This is a genomic window from Arthrobacter sp. NPDC058130, assembly GCF_042884475.1.
Taxonomy (GTDB): Bacteria; Actinomycetota; Actinomycetes; order Actinomycetales; family Micrococcaceae; genus Arthrobacter.
This window is the reverse complement of sequence record NZ_JBHVTV010000004.1, coordinates 129,804-146,404: the sequence shown is the minus strand read 5'-3', so window position 1 is coordinate 146,404 and position 16,601 is coordinate 129,804. Positions and strand designations below refer to the sequence as shown.

Genomic DNA, 16,601 nt, shown 5'->3' with positions numbered 1-16,601 from the left:
GCGGCGCCCTCAGCGGCTCGCGAGGGCCTTGGACCGGGCGCGGAGCTTCTTGGCGAGCTGGGCGCCCTTGCGGGCCAGCTGGTAGCTGCCGTAGCGGACTTTCCGGACCGGCAGGTCCCACGTTCCGGGGTAGGCGATCCCGCGCCCGCCGAACGATTTCTTGAAGGCCGTGAACCCGGCCCATTTGTGGTCGGGCTGGTCCTCGGGCGCCACACCCCACAGGTCCACGTGCTTGAGGCCCTTTGCCTGGGCGTCCGCGATCAGGGTGACCAGCAGGGGAATGCCTGCGCTGAGCTTGCGGTGCGTGTCATCCAGGGCGGCGTGGGCGTAGGTCCGCGTGTCGGCCGAATCGTAGGCCAGGGCCGCGGCGATCGGATGGCCGTCGAGTTCGGCGATAAACAGCGTCGCGGCGCCGGCTGGCATCAGCGAGCGGGCCACCTGGCTCAGGTACTCGTCGCTTTGCGGCTTGAAGCCGTTGCGGGCGGCCGTCATGTGCAGGAACTCCAGGAGGACGGCGATCTCCGCCGGATCCTGGCTGGAGCGGAACGTCACGCCCTTCTTGTGGATGTTGCGGTAGAGGTTCCGGTTCGCCGGCTTCATGTCCGCGAGGACATCCTTGAAATCGCGGTCAAGGTCAATAATCCAGCTGAGCTCCGGCTGATTGCTGACGGGAGCCGGCTGCAGGCCGCGGCTGCGCAGGACGGTGTGGGCCTCGGAGGCAGTGAACCCTGCGGTGACCGGTTCAACCCGGACAAACACGGCCCCGCTGGCGCGGGCGAGGTCTGTCAGGGCCGCAAGGGCGGCGTCGAACGCTGCGATTGACTCGGCGACCGGACCGTAGGGGGAGTACAGCAGTTTCCCGGCCGGGTTGGATTCCTCGACCGCGAGGAAGCGCCACCCGGGGCCTGACTGTTCGTGGACAGTGCGCCCCAGCGCGCGCAGGAACTGTGCCCATTGCGGGCTCTGCAGGAAATAATCCATGGTGTCATGCTTCCAATGCGGTGGTGACGGCAAAGGCCAGGGCGGTGCCGGTGGCGCCGGAGACGGGGTGGAGGTTGACCGGGGCCTCGGCGGCGGGCAGGAAGGCGCTGGCGCCCCGTTCCAGCCGCAGCTCGCCCTTGGGGGAGTCGAGGCGGACGGAGCCGGCCGTGACGATGACGACGGCGGCACCGGACTGTGCCAGGGGGACGGGCTCGGCGCCGGGTGCCAGAACAATTCGCTGCAGCTGGAATTCCCGGAACGGCGGCCGGAAGAGATCCTGGCCCAGCATCGTGGTCTCGGCGGGGAGCATCGGCACGGCGACGGCCTCGAACGCGACCGTCTTGAGCAGTTCCGGCACGTCCACGAATTTCGGCGTGAGCCCGCCGCGGAGCACGTTGTCCGAGGACGCCATGACCTCGATCCCGAGGCCGTGCAGGTAGGCATGGACGTTTCCGGCCGGCAGGTAGACCGCCTCGCCCGGCGCCAGCGAGATCCGGTTCAGCAGCAGCGAGATCAGGACGCCGGGGTCGCCGGGGTAGTCGCGGTTGAGGTCCACGACCGTGGTCAGCTCCGCCGCGTGCGAGGCCATCGGGGCGCCGGAGACGAGGGCCGCGACGATCGCCGCGGTGGCGCCGGAGACGTCCTCGCCGCCGGCGATGAGCCGTTCAAAGGCCGAGCGCAGGGCGGCCGGTTCGTCCGGCTGTGCCAGGTCTTCGAGCAGCAGCGGAACAAGCGGCGGCAGCTCCAGCCCGGCGAGGTCAAAGCACGCCGCCAGGTGCTCGAAGACCGCGCGGGAAGCGGCTGCCGGACGGAAACCGCACAGCGCCTCGAACGGGGTCAGCGCGAAGATCATTTCCGGCTTGTGGAAGGCATCCTTGTAGTTGCGTTCCGGCGCGCCGCGGTCGACGCCGGCGGCCTCCTCTCGCGCGAAACCCTCGCGGGCCTGCTCGAGTGTCGGGTGCACCTGCAGGGACAAGGGCGATTCGGCCGCAAGGACCTTGAGCAGGAACGGCAGGCGCGGCCCGAAAGCGTCCACGCTCGCGCTGCCCAGGCAGTGCTCCGGATCCCCGGCGATCAAGGCATCCAGCGCGAGCCGTCCGCCGTCGTGCGTTTCGGGCGTGTGCCGCCCGGTGCCGGCCGGCAGTGTCAGTGCGACGGAGGGCGAGTCCGGGTGGGCGCCGATCCAGAGCTCCGCCTCGGGGCCGCCGGAGGCCGGCCGGCCCAGGAGTCCGGCGATGGCCGTCGGGGAGCCCCAGGCGTAGGGCCTGAGGACGTTCTCAAGTTCGTACATGGACGGGTCCCTGTCTTTGAAATGAACTGTCTCGTCAATGAAAAGTGGTCACGCTGGCCGGTCACCCTAGAGCGGCGCGCACTGCCCGTTGGTGGCGACGAGGTCGCGGATGGATTGCTCGTCGCCATTGCGCTTGAACTGGTTGAGCATCTCTTCGGTGATCGGCTCACCGTCCGGCGTGGTGGTCACCGGGGTGAAGTCAGACGTCGACGGCGACGGCGAGGGATCTGTCGCCGGCGCGGCGCCGGCCGCGGACAGCGGACCCGCACCCGTGCCAGGCTGCAGGACCGTGTCATCTGCAGCGGCACCGCTGGACGGGCTGGCCAGCAGTTTGGCCACCCGCGCGTGGATGACGTCGAAGTCCGGGGACGTGGAGAAGGACGCATCGAAATCGGGCGGACCGATGGTCAGGCGGCTGACGTCCTGGCCCTTGGCCTTCATGGCCAGGTCCACGAAGCTGCCGAGCTGGCCGGAGGAGATGTTCGATTCGACCACCTTGGTGCCGGCCTTGGCGATGTCCTCAAACTTGGCCAGCAGGGTTGCCGGGTCGAGCTGCTTCAGCATCGCCTGCTGGACGCACTGCTGGCGCTGGATGCGGGCGTAGTCGTCCACGAATTCCCGGGACCGGCCGTACCAGAGGGCATGGAAGCCGTCGAGGGTCTGGTCGCCGGCCGGAATCCAGCCGTCCGGCATGCCGTGGATGCCGTTGGCTTCATCCACCATTGGTCCGCTGATGGGGACCCAGCCGCCGGCCTTGATCCGGATGCCGCCCATGGCGTCGATGAGCTTGGAAAAACCGTCCATGTCCACCAGCACGTAGGCCTGGACCTTGATGCCCAGCGTTCCGGACACGGCTTCGAGGGTGGCCTGCGCGCCGGGGTCAGCCACTCCGGGGTAGAGATCCTTGTGCTCGTTGGTGACCTCGGTGTTGATGGCGTTGATCAGGCATTCGTCACCGCAGTTGTAGCCCTCCGGATACACCTGGCGCATCGGGGATTCCGCGCTGAACTGGGCATTCTGCAGGTTGCGGGGCACGGAGATGATCGCCGTGCTGCCGGTCTTGGCATCGACGCTGATCACGGAGAGGCTGTCCGGCCGGCGGCCGGTGCGGTCCGCTCCGGCGTCGCCGCCCATCATCAGGAAGTTGTAGCGGCCGTCGGTGGGCTCAAGGGTGGGGCCGGAGCCGGAGAAGATGCTGCCGATGGCGTCGCGGCTGACATTGAGCAGATAGGCCGCGTAGCCCAGGGACCCGCTGCTGAGGATCATGGCCAGCACGAGCGCCAGCACCACCGCGGGACGGATCGTGGGCGTGAGCAGCCCGGGCCGGATCAGGCGCAGGGTGTTCAGGAACAGGGCGGCCCAGCCGATGGCAAGGAAGGCGAGGCCGAGCACCAGCAGGAGCGAGGGAACGGGGCCGGCGAGGATGTTGATCAGGGTGGAGCGGGACACCAGCAGGAGCAGCACGGCCAGCAGGGCCAGCGCCCAGACAGTGAGGGTCACGCGCAGCGCGGCCCGGCCGAGCCGGCGCTTGCCCGCCACGATCTGGGCGCTGCCGGGAACCAGCAGCGTCATGAGGATCAGGACGAACGCCCGCTTGGTCAGCACCGGGGCCGGGGCGCCGGACGGATGCCGGACCGGGTTGCCCAGTGCCCGCCCGGGCTGGCCAGGGCCCTCAGTGCGGTGCGCAGGGGCGTAGCTGCTGCTCATGCCGGGATTCCTAATGGCTGCCTTTTTGGCTGGGCGTTTGGCTGCTGCGCGTTTGGCTGCTGCGCGTGGTGACGTTTCCTTCGGCGAACACTTCGCTGACCTTGTGGCGCAGGCTCGCACCCTTCCGGGTCGCGACGTCGTTGAGTTCCTGGGCGAACTCCAGGAGGTCGGCGCGGAGCTGGACGGCGAGTTCGTCCGTGCCCGAGGCCAGCATGCGCACGGCCAGGAGGCCGGCGTTGCGCGCCCCGCCGATCGAGACCGTGGCGACCGGCACGCCGGCCGGCATCTGCACGATGGACAGCAGGGAATCCATGCCGTCCAGGGTCTTCAGGGGCACGGGGACGCCGATCACCGGCAGCGGGGTGACCGAGGCGAGCATGCCGGGAAGGTGCGCGGCGCCGCCGGCTCCGGCGATGATGAGGCGAAGGCCGCGCTCGTGGGCGCTCTGGCCGTAGCGGATCATCTCCGTGGGCATCCGGTGGGCCGAGACGACGTCGGCTTCGAACGGGATCCCGAACTCCGCCAGGGCTTCGGCGGCGGCTTCCATGACCGGCCAGTCCGAGTCCGAGCCCATGACGAGGCCTACGATCGGGGTTTCTGCGCTGCTGGGTGCGGGGCTCATGCGGTCTCCTCGGAGGTTGCCGGCATTGTGCCGGCGTGGGCCCGGCCGTTCCGGATGATGTCGGCCACGGCGGTGGCCCGCTGCCGCACGGAGTCGACGTCGGCGGCTGAGGTCCCGACCAGGTTGACGTGGCCGATCTTCCGGCCGGGCCGGACGGCCTTGCCGTAGCAGTGCACCTTCGCGGCCGGTTCGCTGGCCAGGGCGGCGGGGTAGGCGGAATAGAGGTCCTCGTTGGCGCCGCCCAGGAAGTTTTTCATCACGACGACGGGCCCCAGGAGGTCCGTGGCGCCCAGCGGCAGGTTCAGGATGGCCCGCAGGTGCTGCTCGAACTGGCTCGTCACCGAGCCGTCCTGGGTCCAGTGCCCCGTGTTGTGCGGGCGCATGGCGAGCTCGTTGATCAGGAAGCCGGCACCCACGCCCGGGGTCTCGAAGAGTTCGACGGCCATGACACCTGTCACGCCGAGCTCGTTGGCGATCCGGACCGCGGCGTTCTCCGCGGCCGCGGCCACATCGAGGGGAATGTCCAGGGCGGGGGCAATCACTTCATCGCACACCCCGTCCACCTGGATGGTGTGCACCACCGGCCAGGCCCGTGATTCACCGTCCGGGGTCCTGGCGACCATGGCCGAGAGCTCGCGGCTGAATTCCACCTTGGCTTCGGCCAGCAGGGGGGACATGGCCTCGAACCAGTCGGCGGAGCCGGCAGCGTCCTCGGCCGAGGACACGATCCGCACGCCCTTGCCGTCGTAACCGCCGCGGGGCGTCTTCAGGACCACCGGCCAGCCGGTCTCCTCGCCGAAGGCAACGAGGTCCGCGACGTTGGCGACGGCGGCCCACTTCGGGTTGGGCAGCTCGAGCCGGTCGATCGCGGCGCGCATCACGAGCTTGTCCTGGGCGTTGACCAGGGCATCCGGACCGGGGTGGACGTTCACGCCGGCGCCGATCAGGGACCGCAGGTGCGCCGTGGGGACGTGTTCGTGGTCGAAGGTCAGGACGTCCAGGCCGCGGGAGAACTCGAGCAGCTGCTCCAGGTCCTTGTAGTCACCGACCGGGGCGTTGGCCACGGCAGAGACTGCGGAGACGTCATCGCCTTCGGCGAGGACACGGAGCTCGAAGCCAAGGGCGGTCGCGGCAGGGGCCATCATGCGGGCAAGCTGGCCGCCGCCAACAACACCGATTACAGGAAAAGTCACAAGTCCCAGCCTACCGAAAACCTCACCGGAACCCGGCTTTTGGGCTTGGCGACCGCGGGACCAGTACCGATTTGGCGGTTCCGTGCCCCCTCAGGCACCGCCCGGCGTCGGGTGCGCAGCGAGCCATCTCACGGTCCCGCGCGGGCAAACTCCCGGGAAACGGCGCTAAAATGGCAGTTTGGCCCAATGGCCGACAGTTCCAAAAGGCCACGGAGGGTCATGATTACTATACTTAACGAGCGCATGCGCGGGCTGGCCTCGCTGTTCTGGCGCGAAGTGGCCAAATTTGGCGCCGTCGGCGGCATCGCGTTCGTCATCGACAACGGCCTCACGTATTACCTGATGCACGGTCCCATGACCGACAGCGAGGCCAAGGCCCGCTTCTTCGGGGCCAGTGTCGCCACCGTGTTCTCGTGGATTGCGAACCGTTTTTGGACGTTCCGGCACCGCCGGCAGGCCAACGTTCTGCGCGAGTTCGTGATGTTCGTCATCATCAACGGGATCGGCATCGGCATCTCTACCGGCCTCACCGCCATCGCGAAGTACGGCATGGGCATTACCGACAAGAACATGCTCTTCCTGGCCGGGGTCGCCGGCATCCTGGTCGCCACAGTGGTCCGCTTCTTTGCCTACCGCTTCCTCGTGTTCAACCAGGAACTCGACGCCGAGCCGGAGTTCTCGCACGACCATGAGATCATCGAGCGGCACCCGCACGCCCGGACTGGCGCCGGCGTTCCCCGGGAAGCCGTCAAGGATCCGGACCTGCCCGGCCCGCCGGCCTGACGCCCGGTTTTCCCTGTTACTCAAGTCCCGCACTCACTGCGGTCCCGCTGTCACTGCGGTCCCGCTCTCACTGCGGTCCCGCCGTTACTGAGCCCCGGCTGTCCCTGTTGCTCAGACCCCGGTTGCTCAGGTACCGCTGATCCGCTCGGCGGCCCGCAGCTTGTCGGTCACCTCCACGTCGGGGTGCACCAGGACGATTGAACCGTCGGCCTTCCAGGTTCCCAGCGACTGCGCCAGGACCGCCTCGAGGCCTTCCGCCGCCGGAACCAGCAGCCGCTCCCCGGTATCTCGGGCCGCGGCAAAATCGTCCAGGAGTGCGCCGTGCGCATGGACCGTGCCGTCCGAGGTGCGGAGGGCCAGGCGTTCTGCCTCCGGGTCGAGGTGGGGCATGAAGATGTCGCCATGGGAGCGGACCTCCGCGGCGTAATCGAGGACGCCGGTGGGCAGTTCGCCTGTCCACCGCATGGCCAGCGCCGGCAGCGACACAGCCAGGACGGCGTCGAATCCGCCCGCGGCGGCGCCGGGACCCGGGTCCGCGGTGGCCAGCAGTTCCGCCTCCGCGTCGTCGAACACCACTTCCATGCCGAGCTGCCAGGCCGCCAGGGCCAGGATCACTGACTTCCAGTGCGCGGGCAGGTCCAGGCGCAGCCGCGTGCCGGGCTCGGCGTCGAGTTCGTCCTGCAGCAGGTTGGAAGTCTTGGCCACCCAGTTGTCCAGCACGCGGCCGGAGAGCTCAACCCGCTCCGAATCGGGGCCGTACCAGGTCAGCCGGGGCGAGGTGGACTGGCCGGACCGCAGTGCAGTCATCAGTTCGATTGCCGGAATGCTCATGCCTTCATCTTGCCACGGCCCCTTCGGCCGCCAGTGCTGTGACGTCCGTCATAGCGGCGGCGTCCCGCCTGCCGCGACCTTGGTCCGGGGTGCTGGGAATTTCCCGTGAATCCAATGAAAACTCCCAGAAGTGCTCAGTACCCTGATTATTCCGCGTGATCCCGCGGGCGGGGCGAAAAAATTGCCGGGCGTGGCGTACCTGCACTTTGTGTATCAAGTTGATTATTATCTCCGCCGTGGCTTGACTCCCGGATACTTACACGCGTGTAATTAGTTATCTAAAGCCACTGCACATAAACCGGTACTCAACCGAGTGCCAAGGGGGTCTTGCAGTGGCTGCAAATCAGGAGGGGGACGCCATGGGGCTAGCAGAGCGTATCCATGAAGATGCCGTAGTTGCCGGCCAGGCCACGGCGAAATACCGGTCACGCGGCGTGCCGAGTGACTGGTATGTAGATCCGGCCGATCCGGACGCGGCTGATCGCTATAACGAACACAGCAAGGACTCCCTGCAGGATGCGGCCACGGCCTTCCTCGCAGCGCACGATGAACTGCTCGCCGGCCCGGATCATGACACTGATCCCCTCGACCCGCCGATGGAGCTCCAGTCTCCCGGTTCCGGCACCACCGCGCAGCCGGTCTGGATCGGGCTGCCGTCCCGGCAGGATTTTGACGACGAGGGCGAGCTCGGCTGGCAGACCGATGCCCTGTGCGCCCAGACGGACCCCGAAGCCTTCTTCCCTGAAAAGGGCGGCTCCACCCGCGACGCCAAGAAAGTCTGCGGCGCCTGCAACGTGCGTTCCCAGTGCCTCGAGTACGCCTTGTCCAACGACGAGCGTTTCGGGATCTGGGGAGGCCTCTCCGAGCGCGAGCGGCGCCGGCTTAGGAAGCGAGCAGTCTAATTCTTCAGGAAGTACGAGTCACCGCCGTCGTGGTCTCCCACGACGGCGGTGATTTTCTCCCCAGGACCCTTGCGGCGCTGGCGTCCCAGACACGGCCCGTCGATGCCGTCATTGGGGTCGACACCGGCTCCCGCGACCACTCCGCCGCCCTTCTCGAGCAGGAATTGGGCAAGGCCAACGTCACCGCCTTTGACCAGCCAAAATCCGGTTTCGGCGGGGCGGTCACGGCCGGGCTCAAGGCACTGGCGCCGTGGCCCGCAGACGCCGCCGCGCCGGGCGGCGACTGGATCTGGCTGCTGCACGACGACGCCGCACCGGCACCCGAGGCCCTCGCCGAACTCCTCCACGCGGTCGAGCGCGCACCGTCCGTCACGGTGGCGGGCTGCAAGCAGCTGGACTGGCATGCAGGGCGGCGGCTGATCGACGTCGGTCTCTCGACGAGCCGCTGGGCCGAGCGGCTGACGCTGATCGACGCCGACGAGCTCGACCAGGGCCAGTACGACGGCCGCAGCGATACCTTTGCCGTCAATTCCGCCGGCATGCTGGTCCGCCGCGACATCTGGGAGGAGCTCCGGGGCTTTGATCCGGCCCTCCCCGGAAGCGGCGACGACGTCGACTTCTGCTGGCGCAACCGCCTCGCCGGGCACCGCGTGGTGGTGGTTCCGAGCGCGAGGATGTTCCATGTCTCGCACCGTCCGCACGCACTGGGCAACGCGACCGCTGCGCGCAAGGCACAGGTCCATCTGCGGCTCAAGCACGCGGCCGGCTGGAAAGTCCCGCTGCACGCCGTCGGCGCCCTCCTGGGCAGCCTTTTCAAACTCGTCCTGAGCATCGCGGTCAAGGACCCGGGCCACGGGTTCTCCCAATTGCTCGCCACCTTTGGCGCGCTGGGCCGCCCGGCCGCGGTGATCCGGGGACGTCGCAACGCCGCGCGCACCCGCAAGATCCGGCGCTCCGTCATGAAGGGACTGCAGACGCCGCGCCGCGAGGTTTGGGCGCACCGGCGCTCCCTGATTGAGGCGCTCGGCGCGGACGACTTCGGTCCCGGGCCCACCGGTGCCGACCAACTGGCAGAGCAGCCTACCGGCGACACCGACGACTTCGCCGCCATCGCCACCCCGGACCGCGGCTGGGTGGGCAACGGCGCCGTACTGGCCGTAGTCCTGACCCTGGCCGTCTCCCTGACGGGACTGCTCAGCCTCTTCAGCGCCCCGGCAGTGTCCGGCGGCGCGCTGATCCCGGTCTCATTGCGCCTCTCCGAAATCTGGGGCCATGCCTCCGCGTGGTGGATCAGTCTCGGCGCGGGCCTGCCAGGCCACGGGGATCCCTTCGGCTACCTCCTGTGGGTGCTGGGAGTGCTCGGTGCCGGCGACGCCAACGGCGCGGTCGGGTGGCTGCTGATTCTTGCGATGCCGCTGTCCGCGCTGGGCGCGTGGTTCGCCGCAGGCGCCCTGACCACACGCAGAAGCCTGCGCCTCGCGGCCGCCCTGGTGTGGGCCGGGGCGCCGGCCCTCCAGGTGTCCCTCAACCAGGGCCGGCTGGGCGCCTTGCTTGCCCATGTCATGATCCCGGTTGTGGTCCTGGCGCTGCTCCGGGCGACCGGCACGGCCACGGGCCACGGCGTCCATGCCGCCCCGGCACCGGGCCAGGGACGGCTCACGCCCCTGCCCGCCGCCCGCCCCGGCGTCAACGGGACCCCCTCGTGGACGGCCGCGGCGGCCGCAGGCCTCGCGCTGGCAGTGGTCACTGCCGCGGCGCCGTCGCTGCTGGTGCCATCCATCGTCGTCGTTGCCCTGTGCGGTCTGCTTCTGGGCCGCCGCGGCCGCACGGTCTGGTGGGCGCTCCTGCCCAGCCTGGCATTGTTCCTGCCGTTCGCCTTCTCTGCACTGGACCGGCCGCGGGCGCTCCTGGCCGACCCGGGTCTGCCGCTCGGTTTCGACGCCGCCCCGCTGTGGCAGCAGGCCCTGGGCCAGCCGCTGAGCTTCGACGCCGGCGGCGGACTGACCGGACTCAGCGCCTTCGCCGGGCCCGCCGCGGGGGCGACCGGACTGGCCGGGCTGCCGTGGGCACTGCTGCTGGCCCTGCTGTTCGGGCTGCCGGTGCTGCTGCTGGCCCTCACCGCACTCTTCATGCCGCGCAGGCTTGTCCTGGCGGGACGAACCTGGACGGCTCGCTGCCTGTGGGCCGTGGCCGTCCTGATGCTGGCCGGCGGCTGGCTCGCCGGGCACGTCGCCTCCGGCGCCAGCGCCGACGTCCTGGTCACGCCGTTCCCCGGCCCCGCCGTTTCCGCGGCCGCCTTCGCGCTCCTCGGCGCGGCCCTCATCGCCGCCGAAGGACTCCTGGACGCCGCCGACCGGACCGCCGGGGCCGGGCTGGCACGCAAGGTCCTGGTCCGCGGCACGGCCACGGCAGCCCTGATCCTGCTGCTGGCCGCCCCGCTGGCCGGATCCACCATGTGGACAGCGCAAAACCTGCTGCAGCCCACGGCGCTGTCACCCGTCCTGTCACAGCCGTCGACGCCCACCGGAGAGCCGGCCGGTCTCGGGACCCCGAGGCTCGTTCAATCGGCCCAGGCCCGCACCCTTCCCGCCACCGCAGTTGACCGCGGCGAGGGGACGGAACAGTCCAGGACCCTGCTGATCTCCAGCAACGAGGACGGAAGCTTCGACGCCTCGCTCATGCGCGGCGCCGGCACCACCCTGGACGCCCTGTCCACCATCGCCGCGGCGCGCAGCATCATGGGGGACCCGGGCCAGGAGACGGTCCGCGACGACGACGCCGTCGCCTCATCGCTCCGAAACGTCGTGGCCACCATTGTGGCCGGCGAGGGCGTGGACCCGCGCGGAGACCTCGAGCGGCTCGGCGTCGGATTTGTCGTGCTCCGGGTCGCGGATTCGGCCTCCGAGTTGACCGCCAGCCGCATGGACGCCGTCCCCGGACTGGTCGCCGTCGGGCAGACAGGTACGGGCTGGCTCTGGCGGGTCAGCCCGCAGGAAGGGCCCGGCATCAAGGCCTCCGACGTCGCCCACCGGGTCCGTGTGGTGGACGGCGCCGGCGCGGCCATCGGCCTGCTCCCGTCAGAGGAAGTCTCCGCGGCGGGAACCGTCCCGGCCGGGCCCGAGGGCCGCCTGGTGGTGCTTGCCGACCGGGCCGATCCGGGCTGGAGCGCCTGGCTCGACGGCCGCCGCCTGACGTCCACGACGTCGGGATGGGCCCAGGCCTTCACACTGCCCGCCCAAGGCGGCCAGTTGAGCATCCGTTACGAAGCGCCCTGGGCCGTCGTTACCGGAATCACGCAGGCCGTCGTGATCGGCCTGACCATCCTCCTGGCCGTGCCCATGCCTGCCCGCCGGTCCAACGCCGGCCTGTCCAGGGACGAAGCCTCCCTGCGTAAGGAACACCAGCATGTCTAAGGGCGACAACGGAAACCAAAGCAAAAACCCAGGCGACCCGGCCCCGGAAACCTCCGCGACCGCAGGCGCCTCCGACGCCGATTCGCCAGACCCCGGCCCGCCCGGTGCCAGTACGTCCGACGCCGGCAACCTCCCGGCCGGGGCGAAGCAGCGGAAGAAGGGCGTGCCTCGGGGCGGCGTGATCGGCGGAGTCCTCTCCGCGGTGGCACTCGTTGCCGCGGGCGCTGGCCTCGTGTCGGCGGCATCGCTGGCGCCCCAGAGCCCCGCCAGCCGGCAACTTGAGCCCCCTGTTGCCTCGGTGCCGGCCGGCAGCAGCGTCGGAGTCTGCCCGGGCCCGGCCCGGCTGCTCGAAGGCACCCCCGTGGGCACCGACCCCCAGTTCAGCCCGGAATCCGGCACCGCGAAGACCGCTGTCAGTGCCGCCGTGCTCGGCTCAAGCGCGGGCGTCGTTCCCGGCAGCAGGCTGGCCCCGCTCAAGGGTGCACCGCTCGCCGAGATCGCCAAGGACGCTCCGGCTTCGCCCACAGCCTCCGAGCCTGCGGCCCGCACACCCGTACTGCTTGCCGGCGTCGTATCCCAGCGCGAGGTGGACAGCATCAGCGTCCTGAGCGCCAATGCCCAGGACAACCACCAGGCAGCCGCCGGCGCCGTCCTGAGCTACACGGCCGAGGACGGGGACCTCCAGGGGTCCGCGGCGGCCGCCTGCCAGCAGCCCGGCAACGATCTCTGGCTGGTCGGCGCCAACACGGCCCTGGGCCGGTCCGCCGTCCTGAACCTCACCAATGCCTCCAGCACGCCGGCGACGGTGAGCCTGGATCTCTTTGGCTCCGAGGGCCAGATCCAGGCGCCCGGAAGCCGTGGCCTGCTCGTGGCTCCCGGCAGCTCCCGCTCCATCGTCCTGGCCGGGCTCGCGCCGGGACAGGAACGGCTCGGCGTGCGGGTCCGCAGCACCGGCGGCCCGGTGGCTGCCGTCATCCAGCAAAGCGTGCTCCGTGGCCTCACGCCCGGCGGTGTCGACTTCATCACCCCCGGCACAGCCCCGTCGGTCAGCCAGGTCGCCTCCGGCCTCGAGATCCAGGATTCGGCTGCCCTGGCCACCCTCACGGCGAAGCCCGGCTTCGCCGACGCCGGACCGGCCCTGGAAATCGCCGTGCCCGGGGCGGCCGATGCCGTCGTCGAGGTCAAGCTGTACGGACGCGACGGCCAGAAGGCCCTGCCCGGCGGCGGCGTGGTCACGGCGAAAGCCGGAGCGGTCACGGAGGTTTCCCTGGCGGGTGTTCCGGCCGGGACCTACACCGTGGCGGCGAGCTCGGATGTCTCCTTCGCGGCTACCGCCCGGCTCACACACGGGCTGAAGTCCGAGGACGCCGCGGACATCGCGTTTTCCGCTGCCTCGGCCCGGCTGGGCAACCAGCACATCGTGACGGTTCCCGGCTCGGGCGACCGGCAGCTCGTTTTCGGCGCACCCGAAGGCCAGGCGAGCGTCTCCTACGCACCCATCACCGCGGACGGCAAGATCCGTGCCGCCGCCACGGCAGAAATTGCCGGCGAAACCACCGTGGCCATCAAGATCCCCGCAGACGTGGACGGCTCGCCGCTCGTGGGCTACGTGGTGTCCGCCGCGGGGGACCCGGCGTACGGTGCGCTACTCCTGGGCCGGGACGGCAGGCAGGACATTTCCACGGTGGCCGTGGCCCCGGAAGCTGCAGGACAACAGAAGGTCCCCGTCACGCTGGGGTACTGAGCCGGCTGCGGCACAGCGGCCCGGAGCGGGCCAGAACACAGGGCGCCAGCGAGCTGGGAACGGCTAGTACCGGCGGCGGTAGACCGGGTCGAGGGACTCCGGGGGCACGCCGAGCATCTCGGCCGTGTATTCCACGACGACGTCATGGACGAGGTCCTGGAGCTCGTCCCGGGTCCCGCACGCCTGCTCCACCACCCGGCGGTACAGCGTGATGACCGGTCCGTCCTCGGCCGTCGCCGCCGTGAAGGCCCCCATCGGCGCGGGGGTGCGGTCCGCCACGAGCTGCTCCAGGCCCGGGGGGATCTCGTCAACGGCGAAGCGGACGCCGTCCAGGGGTTTGCCCCAAATGTCGTGGAGCCGCTGGGCCGAGTCCAGGACAAAGTCATCGAAACGGTCCGAACGGGTCCGGTAGCCCGGCAGCGTGGGGAGCATGAGCTCGCCGCGAAGCCCCCGGCCGTGCCGGTTCCTGCGGCGCTGCCTGAAGTTCTTTCCCCGGACAGCGGTGGACGACCCGGTCAGGGGCGCCCCGGCGGGGCCGTAACCGGCGCCTGCGCGTCCGGCGTCGGGGTCAGCCAACCGGACCGTAAAACCCGAATCGTGGTGCGATGACTGCATATCATGACTCTAAACCCGCGGATTGATTTACGCGACAAGGGCCAGACGGCGATCCGCCGCCACACCGCCGCGGAATAGACACCAGCGTTTCAATGCGTGGCCCCGGCGCGAGGGAGAGTAGTCTGTGATGTCGTGGGTGCAATTCGTCTTTGTTCGAGGTCTGCCTGCCGCAATTCGGCGGTGGCCACTTTGACGTACGTATACGCCGACTCGACGGCCGTCCTGGGGCCGCTAGCCACGTACGCCGAACCGCACTGCTACGACTTGTGTGAACAGCACGCCGACTCGCTGACCGTCCCGCGCGGCTGGGAAGTCATGCGGCTGGCGATGCCGGCCACGCCGGCCGGTCCCGGCCCCGACGACCTCCTGGCCCTCGCCAACGCAGTCCGCGAGGCTGCCTCCCGCCCGGCTGCGGCGGAACCCGCGAAAGGGCAGCGCACCCTGCACCCCGCCCTGGAAGCGCCGGCCCCGGCCGAGGGCACCCGGCGCGGGCATCTGCGGGTCCTTCGCGAACCCTCGTAGCGCGCCAACTGGCGGTAGGGTGGAAACTGCAAAAAGCCGTCAGCCACCGGCGCCCTTTCCCGGCGCCCACCAGGGAGCGTTCACTATGCCCAAGCTCAGTCCCGAACTGTTGTCTGTCCTGCGATGCCCCGTCACCGGGTCGGTCCTGGTACAGGAAGGCGACGAACTCGTCACCGTGACGGCGGATGAATCCGGGAACAAGCTGCGGTACAGGATCGAGGACGGCATCCCGCTGCTACTGCCGCCGGAACTCCAGCCCGCGACGGCGGCGCCCGCCGATCAGGCTGATGCCGGGCAGCACGACGCCGGGCCGCGCCACGCGGCGGAATAACGCGCGCCCACTAAACCCGCCGGACACCCATCGCGGACGCCGCCGGCAGCGAATGACTGCTTAGCCCCAGAACCAGCTGGACTCACCCAGCTCCAGACACGCAAGCCACCGGCCACAACAAAGGATTCACATGACTTTCGATTACAAGATTGCGGACATTTCCCTGGCCGAGGCGGGACGCCACCAGATCCGCCTCGCCGAGCACGAGATGCCCGGACTCATGTCCCTGCGCGAGGAGTTCGGTGCCAGCCAGCCGCTCAAGGGCGCCCGCATCGCCGGCTCGCTGCACATGACGGTCCAGACCGCCGTGCTGATCGAGACCCTGACGGCGCTCGGCGCCGAAGTCCGCTGGGCCTCCTGCAACATCTTCTCCACCCAGGATGAGGCCGCCGCCGCGGTGGTGGTCGGCACCGGCACCGTAGAAAACCCCCAGGGTGTCCCCGTCTTCGCCTGGAAGGGCGAGACGCTGGAGGAATACTGGTGGACGGCCCAGCAGATCCTCACCTGGCCCGGCGCCGACGCCAACCCTGAGCTGGGTCCGAACATGATCCTGGACGACGGCGGCGACGCCACCATGCTGGTCCACAAGGGCGTCGAATTTGAGGCCGCCGGCGCCGTGCCCGCTGCCGCCGAGGACGAGTCCGAGGAAGGCCGGGTCTTCCTCGACGTGCTGCGCGCCTCGCTCCAGGCCGACCCGCAGAAGTGGACCCGCATCGGCTCGCTCCTGCTCGGCGTCACCGAGGAAACTACCACCGGCGTGCACCGCCTGTACCAGCTCGCGGAGCAGGGCAAGCTGCTCTTCCCGGCGATCAACGTCAACGACTCCGTCACCAAGAGCAAGTTCGACAACAAGTACGGCATCCGCCACTCCCTGCCGGACGGCATCAACCGTGCCACCGACGTCCTGATGGGCGGCAAGGTCGCCGTCGTCTGCGGTTACGGCGACGTCGGCAAGGGCGCAGCGGAGGCCTTTCGCGGCCAGGGTTCCCGGGTGATCGTCACCGAAATCGATCCGATCTGCGCGCTCCAGGCAGCCATGGACGGCTACCAGGTGGCGAAGCTCGAATCCGTCCTCAGCGAGGGCCACATCTTCATCACCACCACCGGCAACAAGGATGTCATCATGGCGCACCACATGGCCGGCATGCGTGACAAGGCGATCGTGGGCAACATCGGCCACTTCGACAATGAGATCGACATGGCCGGACTGGCCCGGGTCCCAGGCGTCAGGAAGGTCGAGATTAAGCCGCAGGTCCACGAGTGGGTCTTCGACGCAGGCACGGATGCCGAGCGTTCCATCATTGTCCTCTCCGAAGGCCGCCTGCTGAACCTCGGCAACGCCACCGGACACCCCTCCTTTGTCATGAGCAACTCCTTCGCCAACCAGACGATCGCCCAGATTGAACTGTTCACGAAGGCCGGCCAGCCGGAGGGCGAGCGCGAATACGAGAAGCAGGTCTACGTGCTGCCGAAGATCCTGGACGAGAAGGTTGCGCGCCTGCACCTGGGCGCCCTCGACGTGGAGCTGACCGAGCTGTCCAAGGAACAGGCCGAGTACCTGGACGTCGAGGTGGCAGGGCCGTACAAGCCTGGCCACTACCGCTACTAGGAACCCACCAAAAGGGCCCCGGACGAGCGTCCGGGGCCCTATTTTGTGACCGTTTTG

General features: G+C 69.4%; 14 protein-coding genes. 7 read left to right on the top strand and 7 right to left on the bottom strand.

Annotated features, from left to right (window positions below):
- Nucleotides 1-9: 9 nt before the first annotated feature.
- From ACFVTM_RS10215 to ACFVTM_RS10195, 5 genes are all read right to left on the bottom strand, one after another.
- Nucleotides 10-981 (bottom strand): lipid II:glycine glycyltransferase FemX, encoded by a 972-nt coding sequence (locus ACFVTM_RS10215; protein ID WP_390203336.1) that lies wholly within the window; start codon nt 979-981, stop codon nt 10-12.
- Nucleotides 982-985: 4 nt separating this feature from the next.
- On the bottom strand, nt 986-2,272 hold the full coding sequence (manA, locus tag ACFVTM_RS10210) for a mannose-6-phosphate isomerase, class I (protein ID WP_390203335.1): 1,287 nt from the start codon (nt 2,270-2,272) through the stop codon (nt 986-988).
- Between the two features lie 66 nt (nt 2,273-2,338).
- Nucleotides 2,339-3,979 (bottom strand): LCP family protein, encoded by a 1,641-nt coding sequence (locus tag ACFVTM_RS10205; RefSeq protein WP_390203334.1) that lies wholly within the window; start codon nt 3,977-3,979, stop codon nt 2,339-2,341.
- A 10-nt stretch (nt 3,980-3,989) separates the two neighbouring features.
- Nucleotides 3,990-4,601 (bottom strand): 5-(carboxyamino)imidazole ribonucleotide mutase, encoded by a 612-nt coding sequence (gene purE / locus ACFVTM_RS10200; protein WP_390203333.1) that lies wholly within the window; start codon nt 4,599-4,601, stop codon nt 3,990-3,992.
- A complete protein-coding gene (locus ACFVTM_RS10195; RefSeq protein ID WP_390203462.1) occupies nt 4,598-5,746 on the bottom strand; it encodes a 5-(carboxyamino)imidazole ribonucleotide synthase in 1,149 nt (382 codons plus the stop codon). The genes purE and ACFVTM_RS10195 overlap by 4 nt, the downstream gene beginning before the upstream one ends.
- Before the next feature lie 267 nt (nt 5,747-6,013).
- Here ACFVTM_RS10195 and ACFVTM_RS10190 point away from each other — a divergent pair, with 267 nt between their 5' ends.
- Nucleotides 6,014-6,577, top strand: coding sequence for a GtrA family protein (locus tag ACFVTM_RS10190; protein WP_390203332.1), 564 nt, complete (start codon nt 6,014-6,016; stop codon nt 6,575-6,577).
- A 126-nt stretch (nt 6,578-6,703) separates the two neighbouring features.
- Here ACFVTM_RS10190 and ACFVTM_RS10185 read toward each other — a convergent pair whose 3' ends face one another.
- Entirely contained in the window at nt 6,704-7,408 is a 705-nt protein-coding gene (locus ACFVTM_RS10185; protein ID WP_390203331.1) for a TIGR03089 family protein, read from the bottom strand.
- A gap of 359 nt (nt 7,409-7,767) precedes the next feature.
- Here ACFVTM_RS10185 and ACFVTM_RS10180 point away from each other — a divergent pair, with 359 nt between their 5' ends.
- Genes ACFVTM_RS10180 through ACFVTM_RS10170 form a run of 3 tightly spaced genes read left to right on the top strand, consistent with a single transcriptional unit; the run spans nt 7,768 to nt 13,467 of the window.
- Nucleotides 7,768-8,310, top strand: a complete 543-nt coding sequence (locus tag ACFVTM_RS10180) for a WhiB family transcriptional regulator (RefSeq protein WP_390203330.1) — start codon at nt 7,768-7,770, stop codon at nt 8,308-8,310.
- A gap of 29 nt (nt 8,311-8,339) precedes the next feature.
- The gene (locus tag ACFVTM_RS10175; protein ID WP_390203329.1) at nt 8,340-11,723 is read left to right on the top strand and encodes a glycosyltransferase; all 3,384 of its coding nucleotides are present in this window, start codon (nt 8,340-8,342) and stop codon (nt 11,721-11,723) included.
- A complete protein-coding gene (locus ACFVTM_RS10170) occupies nt 11,716-13,467 on the top strand; it encodes a DUF5719 family protein (protein ID WP_390203327.1) in 1,752 nt (583 codons plus the stop codon). The genes ACFVTM_RS10175 and ACFVTM_RS10170 overlap by 8 nt, the downstream gene beginning before the upstream one ends.
- Nucleotides 13,468-13,530: 63 nt before the next feature.
- Here the strand turns inward: ACFVTM_RS10170 and ACFVTM_RS10165 are convergent, their stop codons facing one another.
- Nucleotides 13,531-14,082, bottom strand: coding sequence for a metallopeptidase family protein (locus tag ACFVTM_RS10165; protein WP_390203326.1), 552 nt, complete (start codon nt 14,080-14,082; stop codon nt 13,531-13,533).
- 132 nt (nt 14,083-14,214) lie between these two features.
- Between ACFVTM_RS10165 and ACFVTM_RS10160 the strand changes: the two genes are divergently transcribed.
- From ACFVTM_RS10160 to ahcY, 3 genes are all read left to right on the top strand, one after another.
- Complete coding sequence (locus ACFVTM_RS10160) at nt 14,215-14,604, top strand: DUF3499 domain-containing protein (RefSeq protein WP_091250737.1); 390 nt, start codon at nt 14,215-14,217, stop codon at nt 14,602-14,604.
- A gap of 85 nt (nt 14,605-14,689) precedes the next feature.
- Nucleotides 14,690-14,935, top strand: coding sequence for a Trm112 family protein (locus ACFVTM_RS10155; RefSeq protein ID WP_390203325.1), 246 nt, complete (start codon nt 14,690-14,692; stop codon nt 14,933-14,935).
- Nucleotides 14,936-15,065: 130 nt separating this feature from the next.
- Entirely contained in the window at nt 15,066-16,544 is a 1,479-nt protein-coding gene (ahcY, locus tag ACFVTM_RS10150; protein WP_390203324.1) for an adenosylhomocysteinase, read from the top strand.
- Nucleotides 16,545-16,601: the final 57 nt, after the last annotated feature.